This is a genomic window from Arthrobacter nitrophenolicus, assembly GCF_000332815.1.
GTDB classification, from domain to species: Bacteria; Actinomycetota; Actinomycetes; order Actinomycetales; family Micrococcaceae; genus Arthrobacter; species Arthrobacter nitrophenolicus.
Map to the genome: position 1 here is coordinate 61,472 of NZ_AOFD01000008.1, position 25,878 is coordinate 87,349.

At 67.3% G+C, this 25,878-nt stretch carries 23 protein-coding genes and 1 pseudogene; 17 read left to right on the forward strand and 7 right to left on the reverse strand.

The window, feature by feature from the left end; genetic code table 11:
- Positions 1–5: 5 nt before the first annotated feature.
- From G205_RS04550 to G205_RS04575, 6 genes are all read left to right on the forward strand, one after another.
- Positions 6–818 (forward strand): glycosyltransferase family 2 protein, encoded by an 813-nt coding sequence (locus G205_RS04550; RefSeq protein ID WP_009356938.1) that lies wholly within the window; start codon positions 6–8, stop codon positions 816–818.
- A complete protein-coding gene (locus G205_RS04555; protein WP_152419525.1) occupies positions 815–2,101 on the forward strand; it encodes a lipopolysaccharide biosynthesis protein in 1,287 nt (428 codons plus the stop codon). Before G205_RS04550 ends, G205_RS04555 begins: the two co-directional genes overlap by 4 nt.
- A gap of 153 nt (positions 2,102–2,254) precedes the next feature.
- Positions 2,255–3,877, forward strand: coding sequence for a hypothetical protein (locus tag G205_RS04560; RefSeq protein ID WP_009356940.1), 1,623 nt, complete (start codon positions 2,255–2,257; stop codon positions 3,875–3,877).
- The gene (locus tag G205_RS04565) at positions 3,874–4,212 is read left to right on the forward strand and encodes a hypothetical protein (protein ID WP_009356941.1); all 339 of its coding nucleotides are present in this window, start codon (positions 3,874–3,876) and stop codon (positions 4,210–4,212) included. Before G205_RS04560 ends, G205_RS04565 begins: the two co-directional genes overlap by 4 nt.
- Complete coding sequence (locus G205_RS04570; RefSeq protein WP_009356942.1) at positions 4,209–4,412, forward strand: hypothetical protein; 204 nt, start codon at positions 4,209–4,211, stop codon at positions 4,410–4,412. The genes G205_RS04565 and G205_RS04570 overlap by 4 nt, the downstream gene beginning before the upstream one ends.
- Positions 4,409–5,464 (forward strand): metallophosphoesterase family protein, encoded by a 1,056-nt coding sequence (locus G205_RS04575; protein WP_009356943.1) that lies wholly within the window; start codon positions 4,409–4,411, stop codon positions 5,462–5,464. The genes G205_RS04570 and G205_RS04575 overlap by 4 nt, the downstream gene beginning before the upstream one ends.
- 42 nt (positions 5,465–5,506) lie before the next feature.
- Here the strand turns inward: G205_RS04575 and G205_RS04580 are convergent, their stop codons facing one another.
- Together G205_RS04580 and G205_RS04585 are read right to left on the reverse strand one after the other, a co-directional pair.
- The gene (locus G205_RS04580) at positions 5,507–6,367 is read right to left on the reverse strand and encodes an NAD-dependent epimerase/dehydratase family protein (protein ID WP_009356944.1); all 861 of its coding nucleotides are present in this window, start codon (positions 6,365–6,367) and stop codon (positions 5,507–5,509) included.
- 2 nt (positions 6,368–6,369) lie between these two features.
- Entirely contained in the window at positions 6,370–7,278 is a 909-nt protein-coding gene (locus G205_RS04585) for an MSMEG_6728 family protein (RefSeq protein ID WP_009356945.1), read from the reverse strand.
- 157 nt (positions 7,279–7,435) lie between these two features.
- Between G205_RS04585 and G205_RS04590 the strand changes: the two genes are divergently transcribed.
- Entirely contained in the window at positions 7,436–8,023 is a 588-nt protein-coding gene (locus tag G205_RS04590; RefSeq protein WP_035752044.1) for a hypothetical protein, read from the forward strand.
- Positions 8,024–8,171: 148 nt separating this feature from the next.
- On the opposite strand, the gene G205_RS04595 is transcribed toward G205_RS04590, so the two are convergent.
- Complete coding sequence (locus G205_RS04595) at positions 8,172–8,816, reverse strand: transglycosylase family protein (RefSeq protein ID WP_009356947.1); 645 nt, start codon at positions 8,814–8,816, stop codon at positions 8,172–8,174.
- Positions 8,817–9,090: 274 nt separating this feature from the next.
- Between G205_RS04595 and G205_RS04600 the strand changes: the two genes are divergently transcribed.
- The 3 genes from G205_RS04600 (at position 9,091) to G205_RS04610 (ending at position 11,769) form a co-directional block, all read left to right on the forward strand.
- A complete protein-coding gene (locus G205_RS04600; protein WP_035752064.1) occupies positions 9,091–10,152 on the forward strand; it encodes an adenosine deaminase in 1,062 nt (353 codons plus the stop codon).
- Between the two features lie 261 nt (positions 10,153–10,413).
- Complete coding sequence (locus tag G205_RS04605) at positions 10,414–11,334, forward strand: pullulanase X25 domain-containing protein (protein WP_009356949.1); 921 nt, start codon at positions 10,414–10,416, stop codon at positions 11,332–11,334.
- 108 nt (positions 11,335–11,442) lie between these two features.
- Entirely contained in the window at positions 11,443–11,769 is a 327-nt protein-coding gene (locus tag G205_RS04610) for an acylphosphatase (RefSeq protein WP_009356950.1), read from the forward strand.
- Positions 11,770–11,832: 63 nt separating this feature from the next.
- Here the strand turns inward: G205_RS04610 and G205_RS04615 are convergent, their stop codons facing one another.
- Entirely contained in the window at positions 11,833–15,474 is a 3,642-nt protein-coding gene (locus G205_RS04615; protein ID WP_009356951.1) for a TM0106 family RecB-like putative nuclease, read from the reverse strand.
- A 95-nt stretch (positions 15,475–15,569) separates the two neighbouring features.
- Positions 15,570–16,301, reverse strand: a complete 732-nt coding sequence (locus tag G205_RS04620; RefSeq protein ID WP_009356952.1) for a GntR family transcriptional regulator — start codon at positions 16,299–16,301, stop codon at positions 15,570–15,572.
- A gap of 173 nt (positions 16,302–16,474) precedes the next feature.
- On the opposite strand from G205_RS04620, the gene G205_RS04625 reads away from it, so the two are divergent.
- The 7 genes from G205_RS04625 to G205_RS04650 all read left to right on the forward strand — a co-directional run bounded on the left by G205_RS04625 (position 16,475) and on the right by G205_RS04650 (position 22,770).
- A complete protein-coding gene (locus G205_RS04625; RefSeq protein WP_235046785.1) occupies positions 16,475–17,449 on the forward strand; it encodes an MFS transporter in 975 nt (324 codons plus the stop codon).
- Complete coding sequence (locus tag G205_RS22485; RefSeq protein ID WP_235046787.1) at positions 17,443–17,865, forward strand: MFS transporter; 423 nt, start codon at positions 17,443–17,445, stop codon at positions 17,863–17,865. Before G205_RS04625 ends, G205_RS22485 begins: the two co-directional genes overlap by 7 nt.
- A gap of 95 nt (positions 17,866–17,960) precedes the next feature.
- Positions 17,961–19,172 carry a D-mannonate dehydratase ManD gene (manD, locus tag G205_RS04630; RefSeq protein ID WP_009356953.1) on the forward strand — a complete coding sequence of 404 codons (1,212 nt, stop codon included), beginning with the start codon at positions 17,961–17,963 and terminating at the stop codon, positions 19,170–19,172.
- 38 nt (positions 19,173–19,210) lie between these two features.
- Positions 19,211–20,161, forward strand: coding sequence for a sugar kinase (locus G205_RS04635; RefSeq protein WP_052014040.1), 951 nt, complete (start codon positions 19,211–19,213; stop codon positions 20,159–20,161).
- Between the two features lie 68 nt (positions 20,162–20,229).
- Positions 20,230–21,615, forward strand: coding sequence for a mannitol dehydrogenase family protein (locus tag G205_RS04640; protein WP_009356955.1), 1,386 nt, complete (start codon positions 20,230–20,232; stop codon positions 21,613–21,615).
- A complete protein-coding gene (gene eda / locus G205_RS04645) occupies positions 21,608–22,234 on the forward strand; it encodes a bifunctional 4-hydroxy-2-oxoglutarate aldolase/2-dehydro-3-deoxy-phosphogluconate aldolase (RefSeq protein WP_009356956.1) in 627 nt (208 codons plus the stop codon). The genes G205_RS04640 and eda overlap by 8 nt, the downstream gene beginning before the upstream one ends.
- 272 nt (positions 22,235–22,506) lie before the next feature.
- On the forward strand, positions 22,507–22,770 hold the full coding sequence (locus G205_RS04650; protein WP_009356957.1) for a hypothetical protein: 264 nt from the start codon (positions 22,507–22,509) through the stop codon (positions 22,768–22,770).
- Between the two features lie 72 nt (positions 22,771–22,842).
- Here G205_RS04650 and G205_RS04655 read toward each other — a convergent pair.
- Positions 22,843–24,044 (reverse strand): annotated as a pseudogene (locus tag G205_RS04655) (TerC family protein).
- A 34-nt stretch (positions 24,045–24,078) separates the two neighbouring features.
- Positions 24,079–25,842: a RecQ family ATP-dependent DNA helicase gene (locus G205_RS04660; protein ID WP_009356958.1), complete on the reverse strand. Its 1,764-nt coding sequence runs from the start codon at positions 25,840–25,842 to the stop codon at positions 24,079–24,081.
- Positions 25,843–25,878: the final 36 nt, after the last annotated feature.

Consider the following 25,878-nt stretch of genomic DNA (forward strand, 5'->3'; position numbering starts at 1 on the left):
GGGCCGTGGGTCACAGCACTGCCGACGTCACCGCTGTTGTTCCGGCGCGCAACGCAGAACACCTGCTCCCGCGCTGCCTGGAGGCCCTGCGCCAGTCAGGGGTCGCCGAAATCATCGTGGTGGACGGACTCTCCACCGACCGCACCGTCGAGATCGCCCGGGCGGCAGGAGCCCGGGTGGTGAGCGACGAGGGGCGGGGCCTGCCCTGGGCCCGCACGCTTGGTGTCCGGAGCAGCAACACGCCCTGGGTCCTGCTTGTCGACGCCGACGTCGTCTTTGGACCGGAAGGCGTGGCCGACCTGCTCGATGAACTGGTGGAGGACGGGTACGACGCCCTCCAGGCAGGACTGGAAAGCGTCGCCGGACCAGGCTATTGGGGGCAGGCCCTGGCCCACCACCACCGCACCGGCCGCAGCCGCAACTGGTTCGGCCTCGTGGCGACGATCGTCGACCGGGAATTGATGATGGGCGTGGGCTTCGACGACTCGTTCAAGTCCGGCGAGGACATCGAACTGCGCTGGCGGATGCGGCAGTCGGGACTGCGGACGGGTGTGTCACGCAAAGTCTTCGTTGAGCACCGCTTTGCCGCCGACGACTTTGACTTCGCGCTGGACCAGTTCCTCATGGACGGAACGGGGCTGGGAAAGATGATCCGCAAGCATGGCTGGCGCGGGGCAAGGCTGGCCCTGCTGCCCGCCGCCGCCGCGGTCCGCGGCAGCGCCCTGAGCCTCGCCTCCGGCCAGCCCCGGTGGCTGCGGTACTACGCCGCCTTCTGCTGGTACAACTACGCGGGATTGGTAAAGGGTTTCGCATCGTGAGGGGCGAGCGGGGGGCTGCTACAACGGACATCTCGACCGTGGTCCGGCACTCCGCGCTGCGCAGCTCGCTCGGCCTTATCCTGGCCAAGGGCGCCCAGACCGGCTCGGGTTTCGCGTTCTGGATCGTGGCCGCACACGCGGCAGCAGCGCGTGATGTCGGGCTCACCACGGCAGCAGTGTCGGCGGTGCTGATCTGCGCCCAGTTGGCGATACTGGGCGCCGGTTCGGCCGTGATCGTCTCTGTGGGCCGGGGGGAGCCGCCGGCCCGGGTACTGGACGCGGCGTTCGGCATCGTGGCGCTGGCCAGTACGGTGCTGGCCCTCGGCTACCTCGTGCTGGAGTTGACTGTCGCACCGGAAACGGCCTCGGTATCTGCTCTCTTCTGGCTGATGTTCCTCCTGGCCGCCATCACGGGGACGATGGGCACGGTCATGGACCAGGCCCTCGTGGCATTGGGTCGGGGTGCCAGCGCAACGTTGCGGTACACCGTGGGCGGGGTGGTTTCGCTCGCGGCCATAGCCGTGGTGGCCTGGCAGGCGCATCCCGCTCCGGTGGACCTGCTGATGGCCTGCTGGACCCTCGGGACCGCCGTGACAGCTGTCATTGGTGCGGTGCAGCTGAGAAGGCTTATCGGCTACCGGCCCCGGCCGACACTGCGTCCGGCACACGGCCGTTCGGTGCTGATGCTGGGTATTCCGAACCAGCTCCTGACCCTGAGCGAGCGCGCGCCCGGACTGCTGCTGCCGCTCCTGCTCGCCCATATGGTGGCACCGGAGGCCGCCGCTTACTGGTATCCCGCATGGATGATGGCGTGGGCCGCCTACACCGCTCCGATGCTGATGGGCATCGTCCAGTTTTCGGAGGGCGTGCGGGAACCTGACCGCCTGGTGGCGACCACCTGGGCCACTCTGCGGTGGTCGCTCGCCGTGGGCGGACTGGCCGCCGTCGTCCTTGTCCTCTTCGCACGCCCGCTGCTCCACCTGCTGGGGGAGCAATACGCGGACGCATCAGCCGACGCCCTCCGGCTCTTGGCGGCCGGCGTGGTCGCGTATGCAGTGCTGCAGGCCTACAACGCTGTCTGCCGGGCACGTGGCCGGTACATGGAGGGAATAGCGGTGGGGGTGACGCTGGCTGTCGCGCTCTGCACCGCCGCGCTCTGGGCCGCTGAAAAAGGCTCGACCGCCATGGCCCTCGCCTGGCTCGTGGTACTGACCGTTGGGGCCGCAGCCGTGGGCCTTCGGCTCCTCGCGATCCTGCGGGGCGTGACGAGAGAGGTGCGATGATCAGCACGCTCGAGCTGCCCGAAGAGACCAAGCAACGCTGGAAGCCGCGAGACATCTGGTGCGCACTGGCAGGCCTCGTGTCGCTGGCCCTCGCCGTGGGGGCCGCCTCAGCGGTGACCTTGCCCGTCACCAGCGACTTGGGGGCTCGTGGCGATGCTGCCCTGGCCGTTCTGGGTGGGTGTCGTGCTGCTGAACGTTGCCTTCGCCGCGGCGCTTCGGGGGGACGCCGTGGGTCCGGCGCACCGCGTGGTCATGCTCTGGCTGGTGGTGGTGCTCGTCCTCGTCCTCTTCGGGACGGCCCTGTTCGTGACCGACGTACCGCGGGGAGAGGTGGCATTCCGCCACCTTGGCATCGCCGACGCGCTGTCCGATATGCAGCGGGTTGATCCGGGCATCGACGCGTACTTCAACTGGCCGGGCTTCTTCGCGCTTCTGGCCACACTGCTGGCGGCGACCGGCCTTGATCCGGTAAGCGTTGCCCTGTGGGCGCCGGTGCTCAACGTCTTTCTGTGGCTTGCCGCCGTCGGCGTAGTCATGCGCTACCTCACGAATGACCCGAGGCGTCGCTGGCTGGTGCTCTGGATCTTTTGCCTCGGCAACTGGCAGGACCAGGACTACCTGTCTCCGCAGGCCTTCGGTGTTTTCCTGTACCTTGTGATCGTCGCGCTGCTCGTCGGCCCGTTGGCCGCGCTGCCGCCCAGGTTCCGCGGTTTCAGGCGCGCCGACCTGGCGGCCTGGTGGCAGGAGCGGCGGCCCGCTGATTCCCGGCCGGGACACCGGGTGGCTGCCCTCGCGATGGTCCTCTTGCTCGTTGTCGTGATCTTCGCGAGCCACCAGTTGACTCCGTTCATGGTGCTGTTCGCCATCACCACCCTCACCCTGAGCGGCCGTGTCTGGCCCAGCCAGTTGCCCCTGATCACCGCGGTGGTGCTGGTGCTGTGGTTCGTCTATCCCGCGAGTGCCTACCTCGCTGGCCACCCTCCGATAGAGGACGCAGGCTTCCAGGGCGCGGTGGCGACGAACGTCGTCGAACGTGTGGGCGGTACCCCCGGACACCTGCTGGTGGTGCAGCTCCGGGTGGGTCTCACGGTCGTGTTGTGGCTGCTTGCTGCGGCCGGGGCGGTGCGCGAATGGCGCAGAAGGCGGCTGGACATCCGGGTGGCCATCCTCGCGGCTGCGCCGTTGATGCTCTTTCCCGTGCAGTCCTATGGCGGGGAAATGCTGATCCGCGTCTCGTTGTTCGCCTTGCCCTTCATTGCCCTGCTGGCCTGCTCAGCCCTGCTGCCGCCCGACGGCAGCCTTCGCCTCTCCATCCGCAGGGCGGCGGCCTTGGTGCTCACCTTCGTGGTCCTGGCCGTGCTCAATGTGACGGGCCGGTTCGGCAATGCAGAGTATGACCTCTTCAGTGACAGTGAAATGGCGGCCGTCACCGCCGTGCAGAGCCTGGCCCCGCCAGGCTCGGTGATCATTTCGGCTGCGCACCCAACACCTTGGCGGGACCAGACATATCTGGAGCACCAGTACCGGACCATCGACGACCTGTGCTCTCCCGACTTGTCGGCGGCGACGTGCGGGCCGATCGTCTACAACTTTGTGCGGCATAATGCCCAAGGCGGCTTCCTGATGTTCCTGCGCTCGTCGGAGGCCAGTATCGTGCTCCAGGGCGAGAGCACCACGGAGGGCTTCGCCGAGCTGGAGGAGTGGCTGGATGCCCAGAACGGCGTGAGGCTCGCATTCAGCAATGCGGAGGCACGCGTCTACCGGATGACACCATGAACGGCGGAATCAGCCGGCCCACCCTGGCGCTTGGCCTCGCTGCCGTCGCACTGTCAGTGGTGACCCTCGTGGGGCTGCCCGGACCGCTCCAGGCGCTGGTGGCTCTTACCGTCCTCGTCCTGCTCCCGGGGCAGGCACTGGTTCGGCTTACGCCGGTGACCGACGCCGCGCTTGCAGCGCTGCTGGTCGTGGCGCTTGGCATCGCCACGCTCACAGCCGTCTCCACGGCGATGTTCTACCTCACCGTGTGGTCGTGGCAGGGGTGCGTGGTCGCGATGGGCGCCATCACTGTCCTCGCCTGCTTGGCCCGGGAACGCAAGGAGGCCCCAGCATGATCGATTTCCCCGGAGTGCTTGCTGCGGCCGCCCTGCTCACCACCCTGATAACGCTCGAGGTGCGCCATACCGGACAGGACCCGGGGCAATCCGCAGGCCCGCGGCACGCGAACCGGACCGTCAGCCGCACCGTGATCGCCGCCGTCTGGACGGTCTTCCTGCTCCTTTTCGTTCCACGCGTATGGGAGCTGATCACGTGAGCCGCGCGGCGCGGTGGTGGCTCCTCAGCGACCTTCACCTGGATGCCTCCGACGACGATCCCCGCCGTCCTGGCAGGGAGCTGCCCGGTTTCCTCCGGCGTGAGGTGCTGGCGGCCCGGGGGCCGGAGCGGCACGTGGTCTTCGTCGGTGACACGTTCGAACTGACCGGGTTCAGCGAGGACGAGAGCCTGGCCCGGCTCAAGTCCATCCTGGACCAGCACGTGGACACGTTCCGGACGCTGCAGGAGTGCGCGGCCCTCGGCGTGCAGCTGCATTTCGTCTGCGGCAACCATGACGTGGAGCTGGCCCGGCCCTCCGTGTCGGCCAGCCTGGCGGAACTGCTGTCACCCGTGGAGCCCGGGCGGGTCCGTGTCCACCCGTGGTTCCTGCATGTTCCTGGCGTGCTCGTCGCCGAGCACGGACACCAGCACCACGCCCTGCACCGCATCCCGGAATTGCTCCGCACGGCGGTCAACGGCACCGACGGGCTGGATTTGCCTCCGCTTGCGGCCTGGCACGCCCAACCATCGGGGTCACGCCTGAGCCGTGCCGGCGCCGTTGCCCGTGCCTGCCTGGCGTCCGAGCGGGCAGAACGGCGCGTCCGGTCGGACGCCTACGACGTACTGCTGCAGTCTGAGTCCCGGCGCCTTGCCCTCGACGAGGACGTCGTTCGGGAACTGGCGCGCCTGTCCAGGTTCCGGACGGTGTCGGCTGTCCCGCACACCGCCACCCGCATCGTCCTTGCGGCCGCCGGACGCAGCATCGCCAGCGAGCAAGCCCCTGCCGCTGCCGGCCGGTTCGCCCGTACCCTCGAGGCTTCGCGCTCCGGGGTCGCCTGGTACATTTCAGCCCACACCCACAGGGCGCTGGAATCCCCGCTGGAGGACTGCTCCACCCGGTACATCAACACCGGTACGTGGTGTTCTGACGTCCGCGGCCGCGGCCCTGACCAGTCGGACCGCCAAGCGTTCCCGTATGCCATGGTTGACGTCACGCCTGCCGGAGAAACCAGCGGCGGCCTGCGGTACTGGCACCCGACCGCGGGATCCTAGCGCGGCAGCCGGCTAACCCCGGGGCGGGGGAGCCGCCGTCACTTACGGATGACGGACCCCGTTGCCGGCCAGGATGTCCCGGTAGCCCTCGCGGAAGGACGGGAACGCGTACGTGAAGCCGGTGCCCCGCAGCAGGCCGTTGCTGCAGCGCTTGTTGCCGCCACGCGCCGGTCCGGCATCACCCACGGGCGGCTGCGGCAGGTCCATGGCGGCAGCCAGGAACCGCAGCACACTGCCCAGGTCGGCGGGATCGTCGTCCACGCCGATGTAGACCGGCGCAGGGTCGGCCGGCATGGACACCAGGTGGACAATGGCTGCGGCAGCGTCGTCGCGGTGGATCCGGTTGGTGTAGCGGACATCTTCCGGGACTACGGCTGAACCGCTGCGCACCTGGTCGATCAGCCGCGTCCTGCCCGGGCCGTAGATGCCGCCGAGCCGAAGGGACACAGCCGCAGTTCCGGTTCCCGCCAGCCGCGCCCGCAGCGCATCTTCGGCTTCAACCAGCACACGCCCGGAGAACCCACCGGGGGCCGGGACCGTGTCCTCATCCACCCAGCCCCCGCCGGCATCGCCGTAGACCGCCGTGGACGAGACAAAAAGCACCCGCGCCGGCCGCACGCCGTCGCGCTCCAGGGCGTCCAGCACGTGCGTGACGCCACCCAGGTAGGCTGCGCGGTAGGCGTCCTCCGTGGGAGCATCGGCGGCAACGGCAATCACGACGGCGGTGGTGTCCTTGGGGACGGCGGGAAGGTCCGGAGCGCCCAGGTCAGCCGCAACGCCTTCGATGGCGGCAGGCAGTTTCCCGGGGGAGCGGCGCCAGCCCACCACCCGGTGCCCCAGCGCTGCGAACCGAAGGCCCGCTTCCGTACCAAGGTCGCCGCAGCCGGCCAGCAGGATGGTCATGGCTAGGGAGCCTCCACGGCGAAGAAAACACGCGGATCCTGGAGGAGGGCCGGGTACGCGAACGCGGAGCGGTCAATAATCTCCGTGACCTCGAAGTGCCGGCCGAACCGGCCGTCCTCGAGCGTGATGGGCCGCCCCACCACCTGGCCCACCGCAAACTTCTGTCCGTGTTCGAACGGGACGGCCACCGGCGTCTTGCCCGGAAGGGTGGAGAAAGCCTCCTCCTGCGCCAGCCGTTTGCGGGTGGGCTTCTTCGCCTGCGGCTTGGCCGGGGCCTTCCGCGGCTGCCTGGACGGGCGGCGCGAAGACTCCTCAAGGTAGACGGGGGAGTAGTCGTCCGCGCCGGCTGCCGCGGCGATGCTGCCGCTCACGGGCGGAAGCGCCACCGTGTCCAGCGACTGGGGATCGACGTCGTCGTGGGGATCGCGGAGGATCCACAGAATCTCGCCCTCGGGTTCCCTGGGCAGGAACTCATGCCGGGGTTCCGGCCACACGTAATCCATGTCCGGCACCGCGTCGGCGAAGACCGGGCCGTAGAACTTGGGTTCCTTGTGGACCAGCTTGGAGCGGTGGCTGAGGTGGACGTCAGGATCGCCCAGCCACGGGGGCATCGGAATCTTGCCGGCGTAGTCCGGATGTGCAGCCTGCGGTGCGAACTCGGTGATGTTCGCGCGGGTGTTGTCCGGGTGCCCGCGCCGGGTCCATTCATCCACCATTGCCAGCCCGTACATGGTCAGCGCCGGCACGTAGCCCATCCACATGCGGATGGCAGGGTGGGTCTGCCAGCCGTATCCGGGAATGACCAGGGCGCGGAGCGTCTGGAGCGCCTCAACCCGTTGTTTGCCCAGCCGGGCGGTGTCCAGTGCTGCGGCGCTCTGCCGGAAGTCAGGGTACGGGAGGAAGGTTTGCATTCATTCAGTCTGACGGCACCCGGCAGATGTTCCAATTGCAGTGCCGCCGGCCACAGGGGAAGCCTTCCGGGTGTCCAAATAGTGGACTGATGCATACGTGGGGAGGTTAAAACCACTAAGATCTCCGCAACCACCCCCGCGTTTTGGAAGCTCCCTCATGACACTAACACCTGAAAAGACCACCGGACACGCCCACCCCAGCATGCCCCGTTTCGGGCAGATGCTGGCTCCGGAAGCAAAGGGCATCCTTGTGCTCGATGAGTTCACCATCGATCCCCACGCCGCCCGCAAGGAGCAGCACCGCTTCCGCGACGGCATCGCCGCCGTCGCCAAGACGATGCGCCGCATCGCGGCGCTCCGCGTGGTGATAGCCATCGTGGCCATCGGCAACCTGCCGCTGTTCCTGCTCTCCAGCGGCTGGTGGATCTACGTGGTTTCACTTGCCCTGGTGGTGGGGGTCCACACCGCGGTCACCCTGCTCAACCGGCACGAACCCCGCATCAAGCAGAAGTCTGCCCTGGAACTGCACATGCACCGGGAACGCAGCGCCAACTACCGCAAGGTCCGGGACGCCGTGAAGTACATGATCGATACCCCCAGCCGCATGAACGAGCACCTGTACCTGGAGCTGCTCGCCGTCAAGCGGGTGGCGCTGAACCTGGCCCACGGCACCGTTGCCCTGCTGGACACGAGCGATGACTCCGCCTGGAAGGTCCGGATCGTCCGCGAGCTGCCCGCCAGCTAAGCCCCGCTTACCGGATTAAAGGAACGACGCCGGCACTCCCCTCGTGGGGGCGTGCCGGCGTCGTCTTTTTGGTCAACGGAATTTGTCTATCGCCGACCTGCTTGGGGAGCCCCGGAGGGCTGGGCTGCCATGGGCTGCCGGGCAGCTTCTATGCGGGAAGCTGGAGGACCTGGCCTTCAAAGACGAGGTTCGGGTCCGAGATGGTGTCCAGGTTGGCGTCCGCGAGCTGCTGCCAGCCGCCCTGGATGCCCAGCTTGTCCGCCACGATGCTCAGAGTGTCCCCGGCTTCCAGCGTGTAGGTCTCTCCGCTGAGGGCCACTGGGGTGGCGTGCTTGGCGGCGGGAACCTGTGTTGCCGCCGCCTGGACGGGGGTGGCCTGGACCGGCACCTGCTGCACCGGTGCCTGCTGGATTGGTGCCTGCTGGACAGGTGCGGTGCCAGTGGCGCCGCCGCTCAGGCCGAGCTGCGCTGAACAGGACGGCCATGCGCCCCAGCCCTGCGAGGCCTGGACCTGCTCCGCCACGGCGATCTGCTGCTCGCGGCTGGCGTCCGCCGGCGAGCCCGTGCCGCCGTACGCTGACCAGGTGCTGGCGCTGAATTGCAGGCCGCCCGAGTAGCCGTTCCCGGTGTCGGTGGCCCAGTTGCCGCCGCTTTCACACTGCGCCAGAGCATCCCAGGTGGAGGTGCTGGTGGTCGCATTGGCTGCCGAGGCCGAAAGTGCCAGGCCGGCAGCGGAAATGGCCGCCACGGTGGCTCCACGGCGCGCGACAGTACGGAAAGTGGTGTTTTTCATGTGGTGATGCTCCTGAAGGCCACCGGCGCTGGTTCCGTCCCCGGAGATCGTCGCGCCACTGCCCGCCCCTGACGAATAGAGGTCAACTTCGGTGGCTGCCGCTGGGCAGTTCTGGTGGAGGCAGCACCGGGCATTCATGCACCCGCTGGACGGGTATGCATTTCACGCTAGGACATGGCCGTGGGGTTATCAAATCGAGATCTTGCCGGGAGTGTCGAAAGCTCCGGTGTTCCGCCGGTGGGCGGGAAACCTGCCCGGGCACTATCCTGACCGGATGGAAAACATTGCCGGCGGCACCGCCGCGCCCGGAACTGAAGCCGACGAATCAGAAGGCGGCGCCCCGGCCCGGGTCCTCCCGGTAGCCGAACTGCACCTGCACATCGAGGGAACCCTGCAGCCGGAGCTGATCTTCGCCCTGGCCGAACGCAACGGCATCACGCTGCCGTACTCCGGGCTGGAAGAGCTGCGGGAAAAGTACGAATTCACGGACCTGCAGTCCTTCCTGGACCTGTACTACGCCAACATGGCCGTACTGCAGACCGAAGAGGACTTTGCGGCGATGACCCACGCCTACCTTGAGCGCGCAGCAGCCGCCGGCGTCCGCCACGCCGAGATCATGATGGATCCGCAGGCGCACCTCTCGCGCGGCATTTCCCTGGAAACCTGCGTCAACGGCGTGGCATCGGTGCTGGCCACTTCCCAGGAGGACTTCGGCATCTCCACCATGCTGATCGCAGCCTTCCTGCGCGACCTCCCCGAGGACTCGGCGCTGGAGGTCCTGGACGGACTGCTCGCCATGGAGGCGCCCATCGGGGCGATCGGCCTGGACTCCGCCGAGGTAGGCAACCCTCCCGCCAAATTCGAACGGCTCTACGCCAAGGCCCGCGAAGCAGGCCTGCGGCTGACCGCGCACGCAGGGGAGGAGGGGCCGGCGTCGTACATCATCGAAGCCCTTGATGTCCTGGGTGTGGAGCGCATCGACCACGGCATCCGCTGCATGGACGATCCGGACCTGGTGGAACGGCTCGTTGCCGCGCGGACCCCGCTCACGGTCTGCCCGCTGTCCAACGTGCGGCTCCGTGCCGTGGACACGCTCGCCGACCACCCGCTTCCGGCGATGCTCGCCGCGGGGCTGAATGTCTCGGTCAATTCGGATGACCCGGCGTACTTCGGCGGCTACGTGGACGACAACTTTGCCCAGCTCAAGGCGGTCTTCGATCTGTCCGATTTTGACAAGGCCCGCCTGGCCGCGAACTCCATCCACTCGTCCTTTGCCTCCGAGGAGCGCAAGGCCGAACTGCTGGAGGAACTGAACAGCGGGGAAGTTGCGCCCTGACGCTGCTGTGTCCCAGGCAACAACTGCAGGGCGGTGCCGCTAAACTGGGTGCCGCAGGCGTGTCCGGGGATTGCAGGGCGGCACCCATGCCGGCGCTATGAGGGTTATGCAACAGCCCTTACCCGAGACCTTCGCCTCACTTTGATGCGGGATCCGCTTCATAGTCGGTCACGACACGCAGAGTTAACCAATTAAAGTCGCGCGATTTTACGGGCAGTTGGCAAGATGCCTATGACCGATCGCTTTCATAAAAGGGGAATCATGGCCAAGTCCACCGCAGAAAACACTTACCTTCGTCTCAAGACCGTCCTGGATGTCCTGACCGAAGGCGTGTGGTCAGGCGATGCACTGAACGCGGGCCAGGTCCTCGCCGAGGCGACCGCGCGCGTGCCGTTCAACGAGCACGAAGCCGAACTGCTCAGCGGCGGAATTCCCCGCGGCCACAAGACGCTCACCACCGCCACGGCCAAACTGGTCAAGGCCGGCTGGCTGGTGAAGGGCCGCTCCGGCTGGACCATCACCGAGGACGGCATGCGTGCCACCGTGGCGTACCCCGATGCGGTTTCATTCGCCACCGCGCTCGACGCCGGCACGCCGGTTCCTGCCGACACCCCGGTTCCCACCGCTCCCGAAGGATTCGTCCGGAAGGTGACCGCGGCTCCCGTTGAGCCCGTGGCCAAGGAAGCGCCGGCCAAGAAGACCACCGCCAGGAAGACCCCGGCCAAGAAGGCCGCCGCTGCCGTGGGCAAGGCGGCGAAGGCACTTGAAGAAGCCGTTGAGCCGGTAGTGAAGGCAGTCAAGGGCAAGACGGCGGCCAAGCAGCCTGTTGCCGCCGGTTCCGTTGCGTCCGAGGGGTTCGAGGGACCGGACGTTGAGACCCACCCGCAGCCCGAAGCCGTGGCCGTTGCCGGTGACTTCAACACCATCCTGGGCGCACCGGAGAACTGGGCTCCCCAGTACGACGAAGCACAGATGGAGTTCGATTTCCTGGACCAGCTCTGGAAGAAGAGTGCCGAGCTGCCGGCCGGCTTCTACACCTTCAAGATCGCCCTGAACCGTTCGTGGGACGAGAACTACGGCGCATTTGGCACGTTCGATGGTCCCAACCACGAACTGCACCACCCCGGTGGCACGGTCACCATCCGCTACAACCACGCCACCCGCGACATCACCATCAACTAAGCGGTCCGCTCCGCCCAACTGGGTCGCAGTAGCTGTCGTTTTGGCCGCCCATAACGACACCTACTGCTACCCAGTTGAGGTGGGGCGACGATCCTGAGGAGGCTCTCCATGGCCGGCCACGACGGTTCACCGGCGGGTTCAGCACCGGGTGGTTCCCCGATGGGAACGGTCCGGCTCAGCGCACGCGTGTTCGGCGTGGTGCAGGGGGTTGGCTTTCGTTTCTGGACGATGGGCAAGGCCGAGGAACTGGGCCTGACCGGCGAGGTGCGAAACGTCAGCGACGGCTCGGTTGCCGTGGTTGCGGAGGGGCCTGAGCCGCAGGTCGCTGCGCTCCTCGACTGGCTGAAATCAGACCGGACCCCGGGCAGGGTGGAACGCGTGGAGGAATCCCTCACCGCGGCCGAGGGAGGCTTCAACAACTTCCGGGCACGCTGACCGGCGGCTGCCTCCACTTGCCGTCTACCTCCACGTGCCGCCTGCCTCCAAGCGCTCCCGCCGCTACTCCGCGCGCGGGCTGAGCCCAATGAAGGCGCCAAGTTCCTCCAGTGCAGCGGGCCGGTGCGGCATGTAGCTGGTGAGCTCGGGGGAGCGGATGACGACCGCCCGCCACTGGCCGCGGGATACGGCTACGTTGATCCGGTTCCGGTTCAGCAGGAACTCTGCCCCGCGGGGAGCCTCCGCCACGGCACTGCACGCCATCGAAACAAGGACCACCGGCGCCTCCTGGCCCTGGAATTTGTCCACCGTTCCGACACGGACCTCGGGCAGGCCGGCCTCTTCCAGATATTTCCGGATCAGGTGGACCTGTGCGTTGTAGGCAGCAACCACCAGGAGGTCCTGCTGGTCCAGCGGCCGCGCTTCACTCTCCGGGCCCGCCGTCCATTTCAGGCCCAGGTGGCGCTGTGCCTGCCGGACCAGTTCGGCTGCCTCCTCCCTGGAGCTGGTGGTGTTGCCTGTGTGGTCCACGAACACAGTTTCGACGCCGGGCGGAAGCCCTTCGAGTTCACGCAGCGACGCCGCAGGGGCCGACTGCAGTTTCCCCTCGTAGCTGAGCTGCGACACCGCCCGGCACAGTTCGGGGTGCATCCGCCAGCTGTCCGCCAGGAAGTAGCCCAACCATCCGGGCAGGGTTGCGTGGCCGGCGGCGAGCCAGCCCAAAGCGGACTCGTCCACAGGCTCCGGATGTGCGCCCTGGGTCACCTGCGGTAACTGCTGGGGGTCGCCGAGCAGGAGCAACCGGCGGGCGGCACGGGACACCGCAAGGGTGTTGGCCAGCGAGAACTGTCCCGCTTCGTCAATCACCAGCAGATCCAGGGAGCCGGCGGGAACTTCCTTTCCGGTCATGGTCCACGCTGTCCCGCCCACCAGGCACCCGCCGGACGCTGACAGCAGGCGTGATACGTCGCCGTCGGACGTTAATGTCCACGGAACGTCATGCGGTGCAGCCAGCTTCTTGCCGACCACCGCCGGGTCAACGCCGCCAACCTCGACGGCCCGGCACAGCAGGTTTTCCACCACGTTGTGGGATTGCGCCACCACGCCCACCTTCCAGCCTTCGGCCACCAGCCGGCCGATCACGTGGGCGCCGACGAAGGTCTTACCCGTACCCGGAGGTCCCTGGACGGCAAGGTAGGACCGGTCCAGGTCCCGGAGCGATGCTGTGATGGCGGCGGCGTAATCGGCAGAACCGTCCGGGCCGTGCCGGACTTCGGCGGGGCCGGGCAGCGAGCGGAACCGGGGCGGCTGCTTCCGCAGGATGTCTAGTCCCGGCTGGGCGGGCAGGGACGGGAGGGACGATCCCACGGACCGGGCGATGTCGGCGATGGCTGCCTCGATGCTGGCAGTGGCCAGGGGCTGGTCCTCGGTGAGTGCAACGGGGAGGTGCGGGTAGGCTGCCACCTTCTTCGATTCCCGCTCCGCGATGGTGATCAGGGTATGTTCCGGGTTGTCCGGCGCCGGGGAGAGTTCACTGATCCTGGTGCCGAACGTGTAGGCCCTGGCCCCGGGAGCGGCATCCGGCGCCGCCATGCCGTCCGGCGGTGGAGCATCGTAGAGCCGGCACCAGGTGGAATCCGCACGGAAATCCGAGCCTTCCGTCATGGTGCCGCGCAGCCGCAGAACCCGGGTGCGCATCCGCTCCCGGGGCTTGGCCAGGGCCCAGTCTGATGCCACCTCGGCGGACTGCACCACGAACACGTTCCGCTGCTCGGACCAGTTTTCGAGCGGCGCCTCCACCCGGTCGAAATGTTGCCACCAGAACTGTTTGCGCTCCCGGCGGTGGTAGCCGGTGGCCGCTGCCACCATGGCCAGGGCCCGCTCGTCGTCGGTCCAGGGCCGGTTGTCCGGCAGGCCTGCCAGGTACTCGCGGAGCGCGGCCTCCTCGGGTGCCTCGTCCACGGCGTCGTGGCGTTCCCGCCCGGCCAGCGGCTGCTCGGGTTCGGTTCCCGGCCGGTCTTCCGTGGCCCGGGCCCCGGTTTCCCCGGCCGCGTCCCCCGCCCGTGCCCCGATTTCCAGCAGCCAGTCCCGGAGCCGGAGGGTGGACAGGCAGTCGTACTGGTTGTAGTCGGAAATGGAGGCAAGGATCCTGTCCGCCTCCTCCTGGTGGCCAGCGTCCCGGGCCGCGCAGTAGGCGGCGTAGGCGACGACGGAGGCGCCGGCATCCTTGACGTCGCCGGAGCGCAGGTTGTCACCCATGTACAGCGGTTCGAGCTTCTTGATGGAGTATGACGCCTCGGAGATCCGCAGCGAATGCCGGACCGTGGCGTAGAGGTCCACCAGGAGGCCGTGCCGGAGCCAGTCGTCCACCGTCTCCTCGCCGGCCTGGTGCGCCAGGGAGAGGTTCCGCAGCGCCGTCTTTTCGTAGGGGGCGTAGTGGTAGACGTGCATGTCCGGGTAGCGGGCCCGGCGTTCCTCCACGTAGGCAAGGAAATCGAGGAAGGCACGGCGCTCCCCGGACCGGGAATGGGCCCAGAACGGGCGGAAGTCGGGGGCCCCGGCAGCACCGGGTTCGAGGGCCTCGATGACGCCGAAGAGGTACTCGATGCCCCACACCCCGGTGGCAGGGTCCTGCCAGAGGGGGTCACCCTCAAAATCGAAGAAGATGTCGCCAGGGCTGGGGGCGGGGAGCGACGTGATGGTGTGGTCCGGCAGGACCGTGTAGGACACGGTGTGCGGGTGCCCGTCTTTGGTGAAGGTCCGTGACCCGGCAGCCTGGTCCAGTCCCAGCTGCATGCGGGCCTGTTGCCGCAGCCTTCCCACGGAGTCAGAGGCTTGTTCGGGCGGCACGGCAGCGAGCTGGTCGATGGTGGTGATGCCTTCGGCGTGCAGCTTCCGGCGCCGCACCACTGACATCCCGGCAACCATCAGCAGGTCACGGTGAACCTGCACCTGCTCGGCGCAGTAGTCGCACCGGCCGCAGTGCACAACGCCGGGCTGCTGCCACTCCACGGGGACCCCGGCAGCCCGGTGGGCGGCCGTCAGCTGGCGGAAGCGCCGGCGCCGTTCGCGGAAAACGGGAAGCAGGTCCGGGAGGGAATGGCTGCTGCGAAGCCAGTCCTCGCCTACCCTGGTTCCCAGCACCAGCGTGACGACGGGGGAGGGATTCAGTCCCATGCCGATGAGCTGGTCACCGTAGGCGGCGAGCTGCAGCAGGGCGCCCACCTTGGCGTGCCGGGCGAGCTTCGTATCCCAGACTTCGTAGCGCCCGGGGTTCCCGGTTCCTGCGGCCTCGTTCACCAGGAAGTCGGCGTAGCCGAGGAACTCGCCGTCGAAGAACGTGGCCTGGAAAACGACGTCGGCTCCGGACCGGAGCGCCAGCTCGGTCTCCGCGTGCTTGGCCTGCAGTTCGCCGCGCAGGGTTTCCCCGCGGTCCAGGGAGTAGACCCCGCCACCTCGGCTGGCGTCCCACTCGCCGTATTTCCGGATCAAGCTGGCCAGGACCGCCTGCTCGTGCCGGTCGCCCAGTTCGCCGGCCCGGACGCGCATCTCATCCGCGGGGAACTCCGCCTTCGGGGCGAGGCCCAGCTTTTCGTCCAGGATGCGCAGCGTACGGTACTCACACTCGCTGGAGGCCACCAGATCGCTGGCGGAAAACACCAGGTCCGGCGCCGCGCCGGCGCTGGCAGCTTCGAGCAGAAACATGGGGCCTCCCCATTGACAGCCGGGCCGAAGGACGGTTCCTGGGGCCCTGGTTTACACCTGCACCAAACGTAGCAATAGGGGCCGACAATACAGCCCTAGGAGAGCCGGGCGACGTTCCTGCGGACGGGGCGGCGGGCGGTGCCGTCGGAAAAGAGGTCGGGGGAGGACGCCTGGATCCGTTTAACGTCCTCGAACACGCCGCGCAGGTGCAGCCGCAGCGAGCTGTCCGCCTCGGCAACATTCCTGGCTTCCAGGGCATCCACCACGGCGGTGTGCTGCTCGATGAGGGTGGACACCGGACGCGTGTCGATCAGGCTGAGCCGTCGTGCCCTGTCGAGGTGCGCTTTTGCCGAGTTGACCGCCGTCCAGGCCGATTCGTGGCCGGCCAGGCGCAGCAGTTCGCGGTGGAAATCCTCGTCCAGCCGGAAGAACTCCTCGATGTCCCCCTTGGCTTCGGCACCGCGCTGGCTGGCCAGGATGTCGCGGAGGCCGGAAATTCCCGCGGCGTCGGCTGCAAAGTCGTGCAGGGAAGCACATTCGATGGCTTCGCGGACGAACTGGGCCTCCGCAACCCTGGAAAGGTCCACCAAGGACACAAAGGAACCAATTTGCGGAAAAACCTGCACCAGGCCTTCCTCGCGCAGGAGGATCAGGCTTTCGCGGACGGGTGTCCGGCTGACGCCCATCTCCTGGGCCAGCTCATTTTCGGACAGCGGTTCACCGGGAGGAAGCTCCAGGGAAATGATGCGGCGCCGCAGCGCCTCGAGTGTCTGGTCGCGAACGGACAGTCGTGGAATCTGCCCCTTATCGCTCTTGCCGGTAGCCATGGGACCAGTCTAGCCACCGTTGACAAACTAGAATGGTAGTGCTTGTATGGTAGTCAGCAAACGGCACCCAGAGATGTCGGGCATCGTAAACAAAACCTCTTTTCCTCCGACAGCGCGACCGAATTGACGGGCCTGCCGGATCCCCAGCCTCCAAGGAAGAAGGACTGCAAAAAATGGACGTTTCAAAGCCAGGAACCGGTGCGGTTGCCGGCGCGCCGGCGCAGCACGACATTAAGAAGGTGCGGCGCACCGCTGCTGCGTCCTTCATAGGCACAATGGCGGAGTACTACGACTTCTTCATCTATGGCACAGCCTCCGCGCTGGTGTTCAACAAGATCTTTTTCCCCGAGATCGATCCGCTGCTGGGAACACTCGCAGCCTTCTCCACCTACGCCGTAGGCTTCTTTGCCCGGCCCCTGGGTGGCATCGTCTGGGGCATGGTGGGGGACCGGATCGGGCGCAAGAAGGCCCTTGTTTATACGCTCCTGCTCACGGGCCTCGGCACTTTCGCTATCGGGCTGCTTCCCACCTACGAAACTATCGGCCTTTGGGCTGCTGTCATCCTCGTCTTCGTCAGGCTGATCCAAGGCTTTGGCGTCGGCGGTGAACAAGGCGGCGCTGTCCTGCTCACAGCCGAAGCGGCCCCGCCCAACCGCAGGGGCTTTTACGCCAGTTTGGTCCAGTTGGGGTCACCTGCTGCGTACCTTGTGCCTTCCGCACTGTTCGCTTTCCTGACCACCCAGCTCTCTGAGGACCAGTTCCTCGCCTGGGGATGGCGCATCCCGTTCCTCCTGAGCATTCTGGTGGTAGCCGTAGGCCTGTACATTCGGCTTCGGGTGGATGAATCGGAAACCTTCAAGGCCGTAAAGGAGAACGCCGCAGCCCAGCAAGCCCCCATGAAGGTGGTCTTCAAGAACAGCCGCCGTGAGGTCCTCCTGGGTATGGGGTCGAAGTTCGTTGAGGCTGCAGTGTTCCCCTTCTACACCGTGTTCCTGGTGGCCTACTCCAAGCACTTGGGCAATGACTCTGCCTTCGTCCTGCAGGCGATCATTATCGCTATCGTGGCCGAACTGATCATGATCCCATCTGGGGACATCTCACCGACCGTTTCGGCCGGAAAAAGATTTTCCTCGGAGCCGCACTGCTGAACCTCATCCTCATCTGGCCTGCCTTTAGCGCCATCGCCAGCGGCGACGCACTCCCCATCGTGGCGATCCTGATCGCAGGTCTGGCACTTGGCCATGCCGGAACCTACGCCCCGCAGGCCTCCTACTACCCTGAGCTGTTCCCGGTCCAGGGCCGATACACCGGCGTCTCCGTGGTGTGGCAGTTCGGTGCCATGATCGCCAGCGGACCCTTTACCGTGGTGGCAACTGCCCTGCTGGCAGCCTCCGGAGGTGCAATTGGCGGCGTGGCCATCTATGTCTCGGCCCTCATCCTGGTCAGCGTGGTCTGCCTCAGCTTGCTTCCGGAAACCGCACCCCGCCGACTGGGCGGTCGCGAATACGCGGACTGGGCGCTTCCACAGGCACACGCGGGCCAGAGCGTCACGTCCGACCGCTAACCCAACTGAGTAGCAGTAAGTGTCGTTTTGAGCCCTCAAAACGACACTTACTGCGACCTGCATTGCATACCCCACCGAACCTGAAGGACCAACCAGTGAAGATCACCGACGCACGGGTAGTGGTTTCGTCGCCCGGACGGAACTATGTCACGCTCGTAATTGAGACCGAGGACGGCATTACCGGCATCGGCGACGCCACCCTCAACGGCCGGGAGCTGGCCGTGGCCTCCTACCTTGCCGACCACCTGTGCCCGCTGCTGATCGGCCGCGACGCACGCCGCATCGAGGACGCCTGGCAGTACTTCTACAAGGGGGCCTACTGGCGCCGCGGACCGGTGACCATGACCGCGATCGCGGCCATCGACGTCGCGCTGTGGGATATCAAGGGCAAGGCCGCAGGCATGCCGGTGTACGAACTCCTCGGCGGCGCCGCCCGCGAAGGCGTGATGGTCTACGGCCACGCCAGCGGCACCACCCTGGAGGACCTCAGCGAGGATTTCCAGCACCATCTGGACCTCGGTTACAAGGCCATCCGTGCCCAGGCCGCCGTTCCCGGCCTGGACAAGACCTACGGCATCGCCCCGGTGGACGGAAAGCTCTACGAGCCTGCCAGCAGCAACGTTCCGCAGGAAGACACCTGGGAAACCACCGCGTACCTTGACTTCGCGCCGAAGATGATGGCGCACGTCCGGGAGCAGTTCGGCTACGGCATCCACGTCCTGCACGACGTCCATCACCGGCTCACCCCCATCGAGGCCGGCCGGCTGGGCGCCTCCCTGGAGCAGTACCGCCCGTTCTGGATCGAGGACCCGACCCCTGCGGAGGACCAGTCGGCGTTCCGGCTGATCCGCCAGCACACCACCACTCCCATCGCGGTGGGCGAGGTGTTCAACTCGATCTGGGACTGCCAGCAGCTCATCACCGAACGCCTGATCGACTACATCCGCACCTCGGTGTCCCACGCCGGCGGCATCACCCACCTGCGGCGGATCTTCTCGCTCGCGGACCTCTACGGCGTGCGCTCCGGCTCGCACGGAGCCGGTGACCTTTCACCGGCGTCGTTCGCCGCGGCGCTGCACGTGGACATGAGCATCCCCAACTTCGGCATCCAGGAATACATGGGCCACCGGGAGCCGGCGAACGAGGTTTTCAAGACCTCCTACACCTTCAACGACGGCTACATGCACCCGGGTGATGCTCCCGGCATCGGCGTAGAGTTCGACGAGGCAGCCGCCGCGCGCTTCCCCTTCGACCCCAAATACCTGCCGGTCAACCGCCGGCTCGACGGATCGGTGCACGACTGGTGAACGCAGCAGCAACCCGGGATGACTTTGATGTGGTGGCCATGGGGGAGATCCTCGTGGAAGTCGCCACCGACCAGGCCTTCGGCCACGGGGTTCCTGCGCAGCTGGGTATCTCCGGCGACGCCCTCAACGTGGCGGCGGCCGCAGCGGCCGCCGGCGCACGGGTGGGGCTTCTCGCGGTCCTGACCGACGACGACCTGGGCAAGGCGATCGCCGCCAGGATCGCGGAACTTGGCATCTCCACGGATCTGCTGAAGTTCCGGTCCGGGCAGCAGGGCGTCTACCTGGTGCACTGCGACCCCGACGGCCAGCGTGAGTTCTCCTATGCCCGCAGCGGCAGCGTCGGCTCCACCCTGGGCCCGGACGACGTCGACCCCAGCGTGTTCGAGTCGGCGGGGGCCGTCGTCGCGGGCGGCATCGCCTGCGCGGTTTCGGCAACGTCACGCGCCGCCGTCGTCAAGGCCGCGGGCCTGGCCACGCGTTTTGTCTTCGACCCCAACTTCCGTCCCCGCCTCACCACTGCGGAAGAGGCGACGGCGGTACTCGCCGAACTCGCGCCCCGGGCCTTCCTGGTCACGCCCAGCTTCCCCGGCGAAACAAGCATCCTTTTGGGGGCTTCGTCGCCCCGGGAAGCGGCCGGCAAGCTGCTGGCGCAGGGCACGGATCTTGTTGCCGTCACGTGCGGGGCCGAGGGCGTCCAGCTCGAGTCCGCGGACGGCTCCGTGTGGGTCCCTGCGATCCCTGCCCCGGCCGTGGTGGACCAAACAGGCGCTGGGGACTCGTTCGTGGGAACGCTGACCGCCCGGCTGGTGCTGGGGGACAGTTTCCCGACGGCGGCCCGCTACGGTGCCGCGGCATCGTCACTGGTGGTGGGCGGCAAGGGCGGAACAGGATTCATCCCCTCCTTTGACCAGACGCGGGCGCATGCCGCCGCGGGGGTCTCCGCGGCCGCCCATGACTCCGTGAAGGGAGAGCTGCCATCGCACGCCTAAGCCTTGAAACCCTGGCCGGACACGGCCGGCAGGCGGCACTGGAACGCGGAAAGCTGCAGCCGGGCATCGTGCACCTGGGCCTGGGCGCATTCGCCCGCGCCCATACGGCGGTGTTCACCGAAGACGCCATGCTCGCTGCCGGCGACTACGAATGGGGCATCATCGGCGTCACCCAGCGCTCGGACACCGTGGCCAGGCAGCTAGCCCCGCAGGACGGGCTCTTCACCGTGGCCGAACGCGGCGACGGCGCAGCCCCGGCGCGCGTCGTTTCCAGTATCGTCGAAGCCATCTCCGGCCGGGACACCCCGGAACTGGTGGTGGAACGGATCGCCGCTGCAGCCACCAAGGTGGTCACGCTCACCATCACGGAAAAGGGCTACCGCTTCGATCCCCGGACCCACACCCTGGACCTGGACGACCCCGAGATCCAGGCTGATCTTGCCGGTCAACCGCCACGGACCGCCATCGGCCAGATCACCCGCGGACTGCAGCAACGCGCCCTGAACGGGGCAGGTCCGGTCACTGTATTGTCCTGCGACAACCTGCCGGGCAACGGCGAACTGACGGGGACACTGGTCCGCGGCTTCGCTGCTTCCCTTCCCACGTCGGAAAGCGGGTCGCTGCTGGCCTGGCTCCAGGACAACGTGACCTTCCCCAGCACCATGGTCGACCGGATGGTGCCGGCCAGCACGGAAGGCGATCTGGCCGCCGTCGAACAGGAACTGGGACTGCGGGATGAAGCGGCCGTGGTGGCCGAGCCCTTCAAACAGTGGGTCATCGAGGACAACTTTGCCGCCGGCCGCCCGCGCTGGGAGGACGCCGGTGCCTTCTTCAGCGCCGACGTGCCGGCCTGGGAAGCTGCCAAGCTGCGGCTGCTCAACGCCAGCCACTCGATGCTGGCCTACCTCGGCCTCGCAGCGGGGAAGGAAACCATCAGCGACGCCGTGGCCGACCCCGCCTTCCGCACCGCGTGCCGCCGGATGATGCTTGAGGAAGCGCTCCCCACCATTGCCTTGCCTGCCGGGCTGGACGGCGGGCAGTACTGTGCCGAGGTGCTCCGCCGCTTCGCCAACCCCGCACTCGGGCACACCACAGCGAAAGTGGGCAGCGACGGGTCGCAGAAAATCGGGCTGCGCCTGATCCCCACCATCCGGGGAACTTTCGACGCCGGGCGGGAACCTCGCTGGGCCGCCTTGGCCATTGCGGCCTGGATGCGGCATGTGGCAATCACCCCGGCGGCGGATCTCAACGATCCGCTTGCCGCCGGACTCCATGCCGTCCTGCCAGCCACCCGGATGCCGGAGGACGTGGTGCCGGCACTGCTGGGCTTCCGGCCCGCCTTCGACCAGGACCTGGCACAGCACGAGGGCTTCACCGGACTGCTGCTGCACTGGTACCGCATTCTGGAAAACAACGGGCCGGAAGGCCTGGGAAACGAGATCAACCATGGCTGATGCCTCCGCCGTCCTGAACGTCTCACCGGTGATTCCGGTGGTCACCATCGACGAACCCCAGGACGCCGTCCCTCTGGCCCGGGCGCTGGCCGACGGCGGCGTGAAGATCATCGAGCTGACGCTGCGGACCGAATCAGCCCTGACATCGCTGAAGCTCATCGCCACTGAAGTCCCGGAGATCCTGGTGGGAGCCGGCACCATCCTCACGCCGGCGCAGGCCGATGCCGCCGTGGCGGCGGGCGCCCGGTTCCTGGTCAGCCCCGGCGTCACCCCCGCCCTGCTCAGCTCGATGCTCGCCCTGGACGTCCCGGTGCTGCCGGGCGTGGCCACGGTGGGCGAAGTGATGGCGGTCCTGGAACAGGGCCTGGACACCATGAAGTTCTTCCCGGCCGGTCCTGCCGGCGGCCCCGGCTACCTGTCAGCCATCGGGGCACCCATCCCGCACGTCCGGTTCTGCCCCACGGGCGGCATCAGCCTGGCCACCGCGCCTGACTACCTGAAGCTGCCGAATGTTGCCTGCGTGGGCGGCAGCTGGCTGACTCCGGCAGCCGCCGTCGCCGCCAAGGACTGGGCCAGGATCAGGGTACTGGCCAGCGAGGCGGCCCGGCTCGGGCGGTAGCTCAACCGCAGCTGGATACGCCCGTCCCGGCCCCCGGGGCGGGCAAAAACCCGTGGACGCCGGCCGGCAGCAGCAGTACTCTTCTCACGGGCGCGCATTGGTCAGCACGCCCGCAGTGGTAGCCGAAGGCGTTCCCGTCACGGGACGCCGCGTCTGGTCCGCGCACTGGGGGCAACGAAGGTCCGTCTGGTTGTTCCGCCGGACTGCCGGCGGCGGCCGCAGACAATGCCAGCCTTTGATGGGGATCCCCATCGTTGTGAAGAGGTCAAGCCATGAACACCCACGTCCGCCGTTTCACCCTGCTCTGCGCAGCAGGGCTCTTCGCTTTCACCGCCGGGGCCGCCCCGGCCCAGGCAGCAAATAATCGCGCAAGTTGCGTAGGCATCATCGTCTCCACCGAGGCGACGGCGGGCACGCTGGACGTGAACTACTACAAGGGTGTGGCCGAGGCCTTTGACTATGACACCTTCGGGCACTTCGTCGCGGACGGAGCCCGCCAGCACGCCGGATCGCTGAAGGCATGCGAGCCGCAGTAGACCCGCTCAAAGGGCAGCGGACGACGGCGGGACCTCCCGCCGTCGTCCGCTGCCCCTGCTGTGCCGGGCGGGTCAGCCCTTGGCGTCCGCGCGGACCTGGGCCTTGTCGTGTTCGTCGTGGGCGCTCCGGAGCAGTTCCAGGAACTCGGTCTCGTTGCGGATCAGCCGCTTGTACTTCTCCGGAAGCTTGCGGATCTGGTCCTCCTCGCGGCACATCCGGGCGAAGATCTTGTCCCGCTCCACCATGTCCGTCTCGTAGTTGAGGTCCAGATACTCCACGGCATGCCGCTTGGCTCCGGACACGGCGTTCTTGGCCTTGCCCTTGGGGCTGAAGATGGAGGCCACCACCGTGACCACCAGGACCCCCAGGATGACGGACAGCGAAACGCCGGTGCTCACCTCCACGACGTTCACATGCTCGCCGTCGTTGATAAACGGCAGCGTGTTCTCGTGGAGCGCGTGCAGGATGAGCTTGACGCCGATGAAGCCCAGGATGGCGGCAAGGCCGTAGGAGAGGAAGATCAGCCGGTCCAGCAGCCCGTCGATCAGGAAGAACAGCTGCCGCAGGCCCATCAGGGAGAAGGCCGTGGCGGTGAACACGATGAACACGTTCTGGGTCAGGCCGAAGATTGCCGGAATGGAATCCAGGGCGAACAGGATGTCCGTGCCGCCGATCGCCACCATCACCAGCAGCATCGGGGTGAGGACCGTTTGCCGTTCTCCATGGTGAAGAGCTTGTCGCCGTCGTAGTGGGCCGACGCCGGGAGGTACTTCTTGGCGAGCCGGACCACCAGGCCTTCGGACTCGTCGTCGTCGTGGCTGCCCGGCTTGAGCAGGTTGCCGGCGGTGATCAGCAAAATCAGGCCGAAGATGTAGAACACCCACGCGAAGCTGTTGATCAGCGCGGCGCCCAGGAGGATGAACCCCGTGCGGGCGATCAGGGAGAAGACGATGCCGAACAGCAGTACCTTCTGCTGGTCAGCGCGCGGCACCCGGAAGCTGGCCATAATGATGAGGAAGACGAAAAGGTTGTCCACGGACAGCGCCTTCTCCGTGATGTACCCCGCGAAATACTCCGCGCCCATGGTGGTGCCGCCCAGGATGAGCACCCCCAGCCCGAAGAGCACCGCGATGCCCACATAGATGGCGGACCAGACGGCGGCTTCCTTAAGGGACGGCGTGTGGGCCTTCCGGACATGGAAGAAGAAGTCGAAGGCCAGCAGGCCAACGATTCCTGCGATGGTCAAGATCCAGACTATGGAGGGTACTTCCACGCGGCAGGCCTTTCGTCGTCAGTATGCTTCAAGCCTACGCGGGCTTGAGCAGTTCATGCTTCACGACGGCCGAACGCGACAAGGTCTTGTATCCCTCCTGTTCGAACAGGACGGTAATGACGTCATCCTCGTGCCGCATGACCAGGCCGGGACCCCATTCCTTGTGCACCACCGTGGACTGCAGCGGGAACGGATCGTCCGCTCGCTTCTTCGCCCCCTGCTTTTTGGCAGCCTGCTCCTTCTTCCCTGACGGGCCCTTCTTCTTTGCCGTGTTTTTCTTGTCCGACGGCATCTCGCTGTCCGGTCCGCCGCCATCGTGCGCCGCTTGTGCTGCCTCCTGCCGGCCGGCCGCCGCGGCGCAGCCATCGCAGTTGCCGCACGGGTCGGGCAGGTCCTCACCGAAGTAGCCCAGCAGGAACTGCCGCCGGCAGCCGTCCGTCTCCGCGTAGGCCCGCATCATGGTGAGGCGGGACTGCTCCACCCGCTGCCGGGCCTCGGCAAGTTCGACGGCGTCCTCCACCAGGGCGGGCAGCTTGGCCTTGGAGGCGAGCCGGACGCCCCGTCTGCCGATGGCGACGGCGCCCGCCTCCTCAAGCTGGTTGAGCAGCCCGGTGACCCGGCGGGCGGGGAACCCTGTCAATTCAGCCAGGGAGGACTTGGGGGTGGGTGCGTGCGCGGCCTTGAGGACCTTCAGCACCGCCAGGAGGCGTTCCGGGTCCGGGGAACTGGTGGTGAAGAACTTCCGCAGGCCAAGGTCCTCGGACCGGTAGTGCAGCACCGCCGCGGCGGGCTTCCCGTCCCGCCCTGCCCGGCCGATCTCCTGATAGTAGGCATCCAGCGACTCCGGAATGTCCGCGTGGACCACAAAGCGGACGTTGGGTTTGTCGATGCCCATCCCGAAGGCGGTGGTGGCCACCACCACATCCAGCCTGTCGTGGAGGAACTCCTCGTGGATCCGTTCCCGGTCCGCGGCCGACCTGCCCGCGTGGTACGCCTCGCTGCGCAGCCCCAGCCCGGCAAGCTTGGCGGCGTACTTCTCCGTGTCCTTCCGGGTGGCGGCATAGAGCAGCCCGTGCCCGTCCCGCGCGAACTCCGCGACCTGCTCAAGCACAGCCTTGCGCTTGCCCTTGTCCTCGTGGTGGCGGACCACATCCAGGGAAATGTTGGGCCGGTCAAAACCGTGCACCAGCACCAGCGGGTTCCGCATGTCCAGCCGGGCCACGATCTCGTCCCGCACGGGCGGTGCCGCGGTGGCGGTGAGCGCCGCCACGGGCGGGTTGCCCAGCCGTTCCCGGACGCTGCCCAGGCCAAGGTAGTCGGGGCGGAAGTCGTGGCCCCAGGAGGAAACGCAGTGTGCCTCGTCCACCACGAACAGGGAGATGTCCAGGGCGGCCAGACGGTCCACCGTCTCCTTCTTGGCCAGCTGTTCGGGGGCCAGGAACACGAAGGTGGCTTTCCCGGACTCGACGGCCTGCCAGGCGGCCGCCACCTCGGAATCGCTGTGCGAGGAATTAATGACGACGGCGGCCCCCGGGCCAAGGTCCCCGGCCAGGGCATCCTGCTGGTCCTCCTGCAGGGCGATGAGGGGTGACACCACGACGGCGGGGCGTCCCGTTGTATTGTGCAGGTGCTGGGCTGCCACCTGGTAGATGGCGGATTTGCCATACCCGGTGGGCATCACGGCCAGGACATCGCGGCCGGCAGTGAGGGCGCTCATGCCGGCCAGCTGGCCGTCCCGCAATGAGGGCAGGGAGAAGGAAGCCGACGCCAGGGCGGCGAGGGCAAGATCGTCGGACATGTAGAGGCAGCTCCGCGCAGTGGGTCCCGCAGCCGC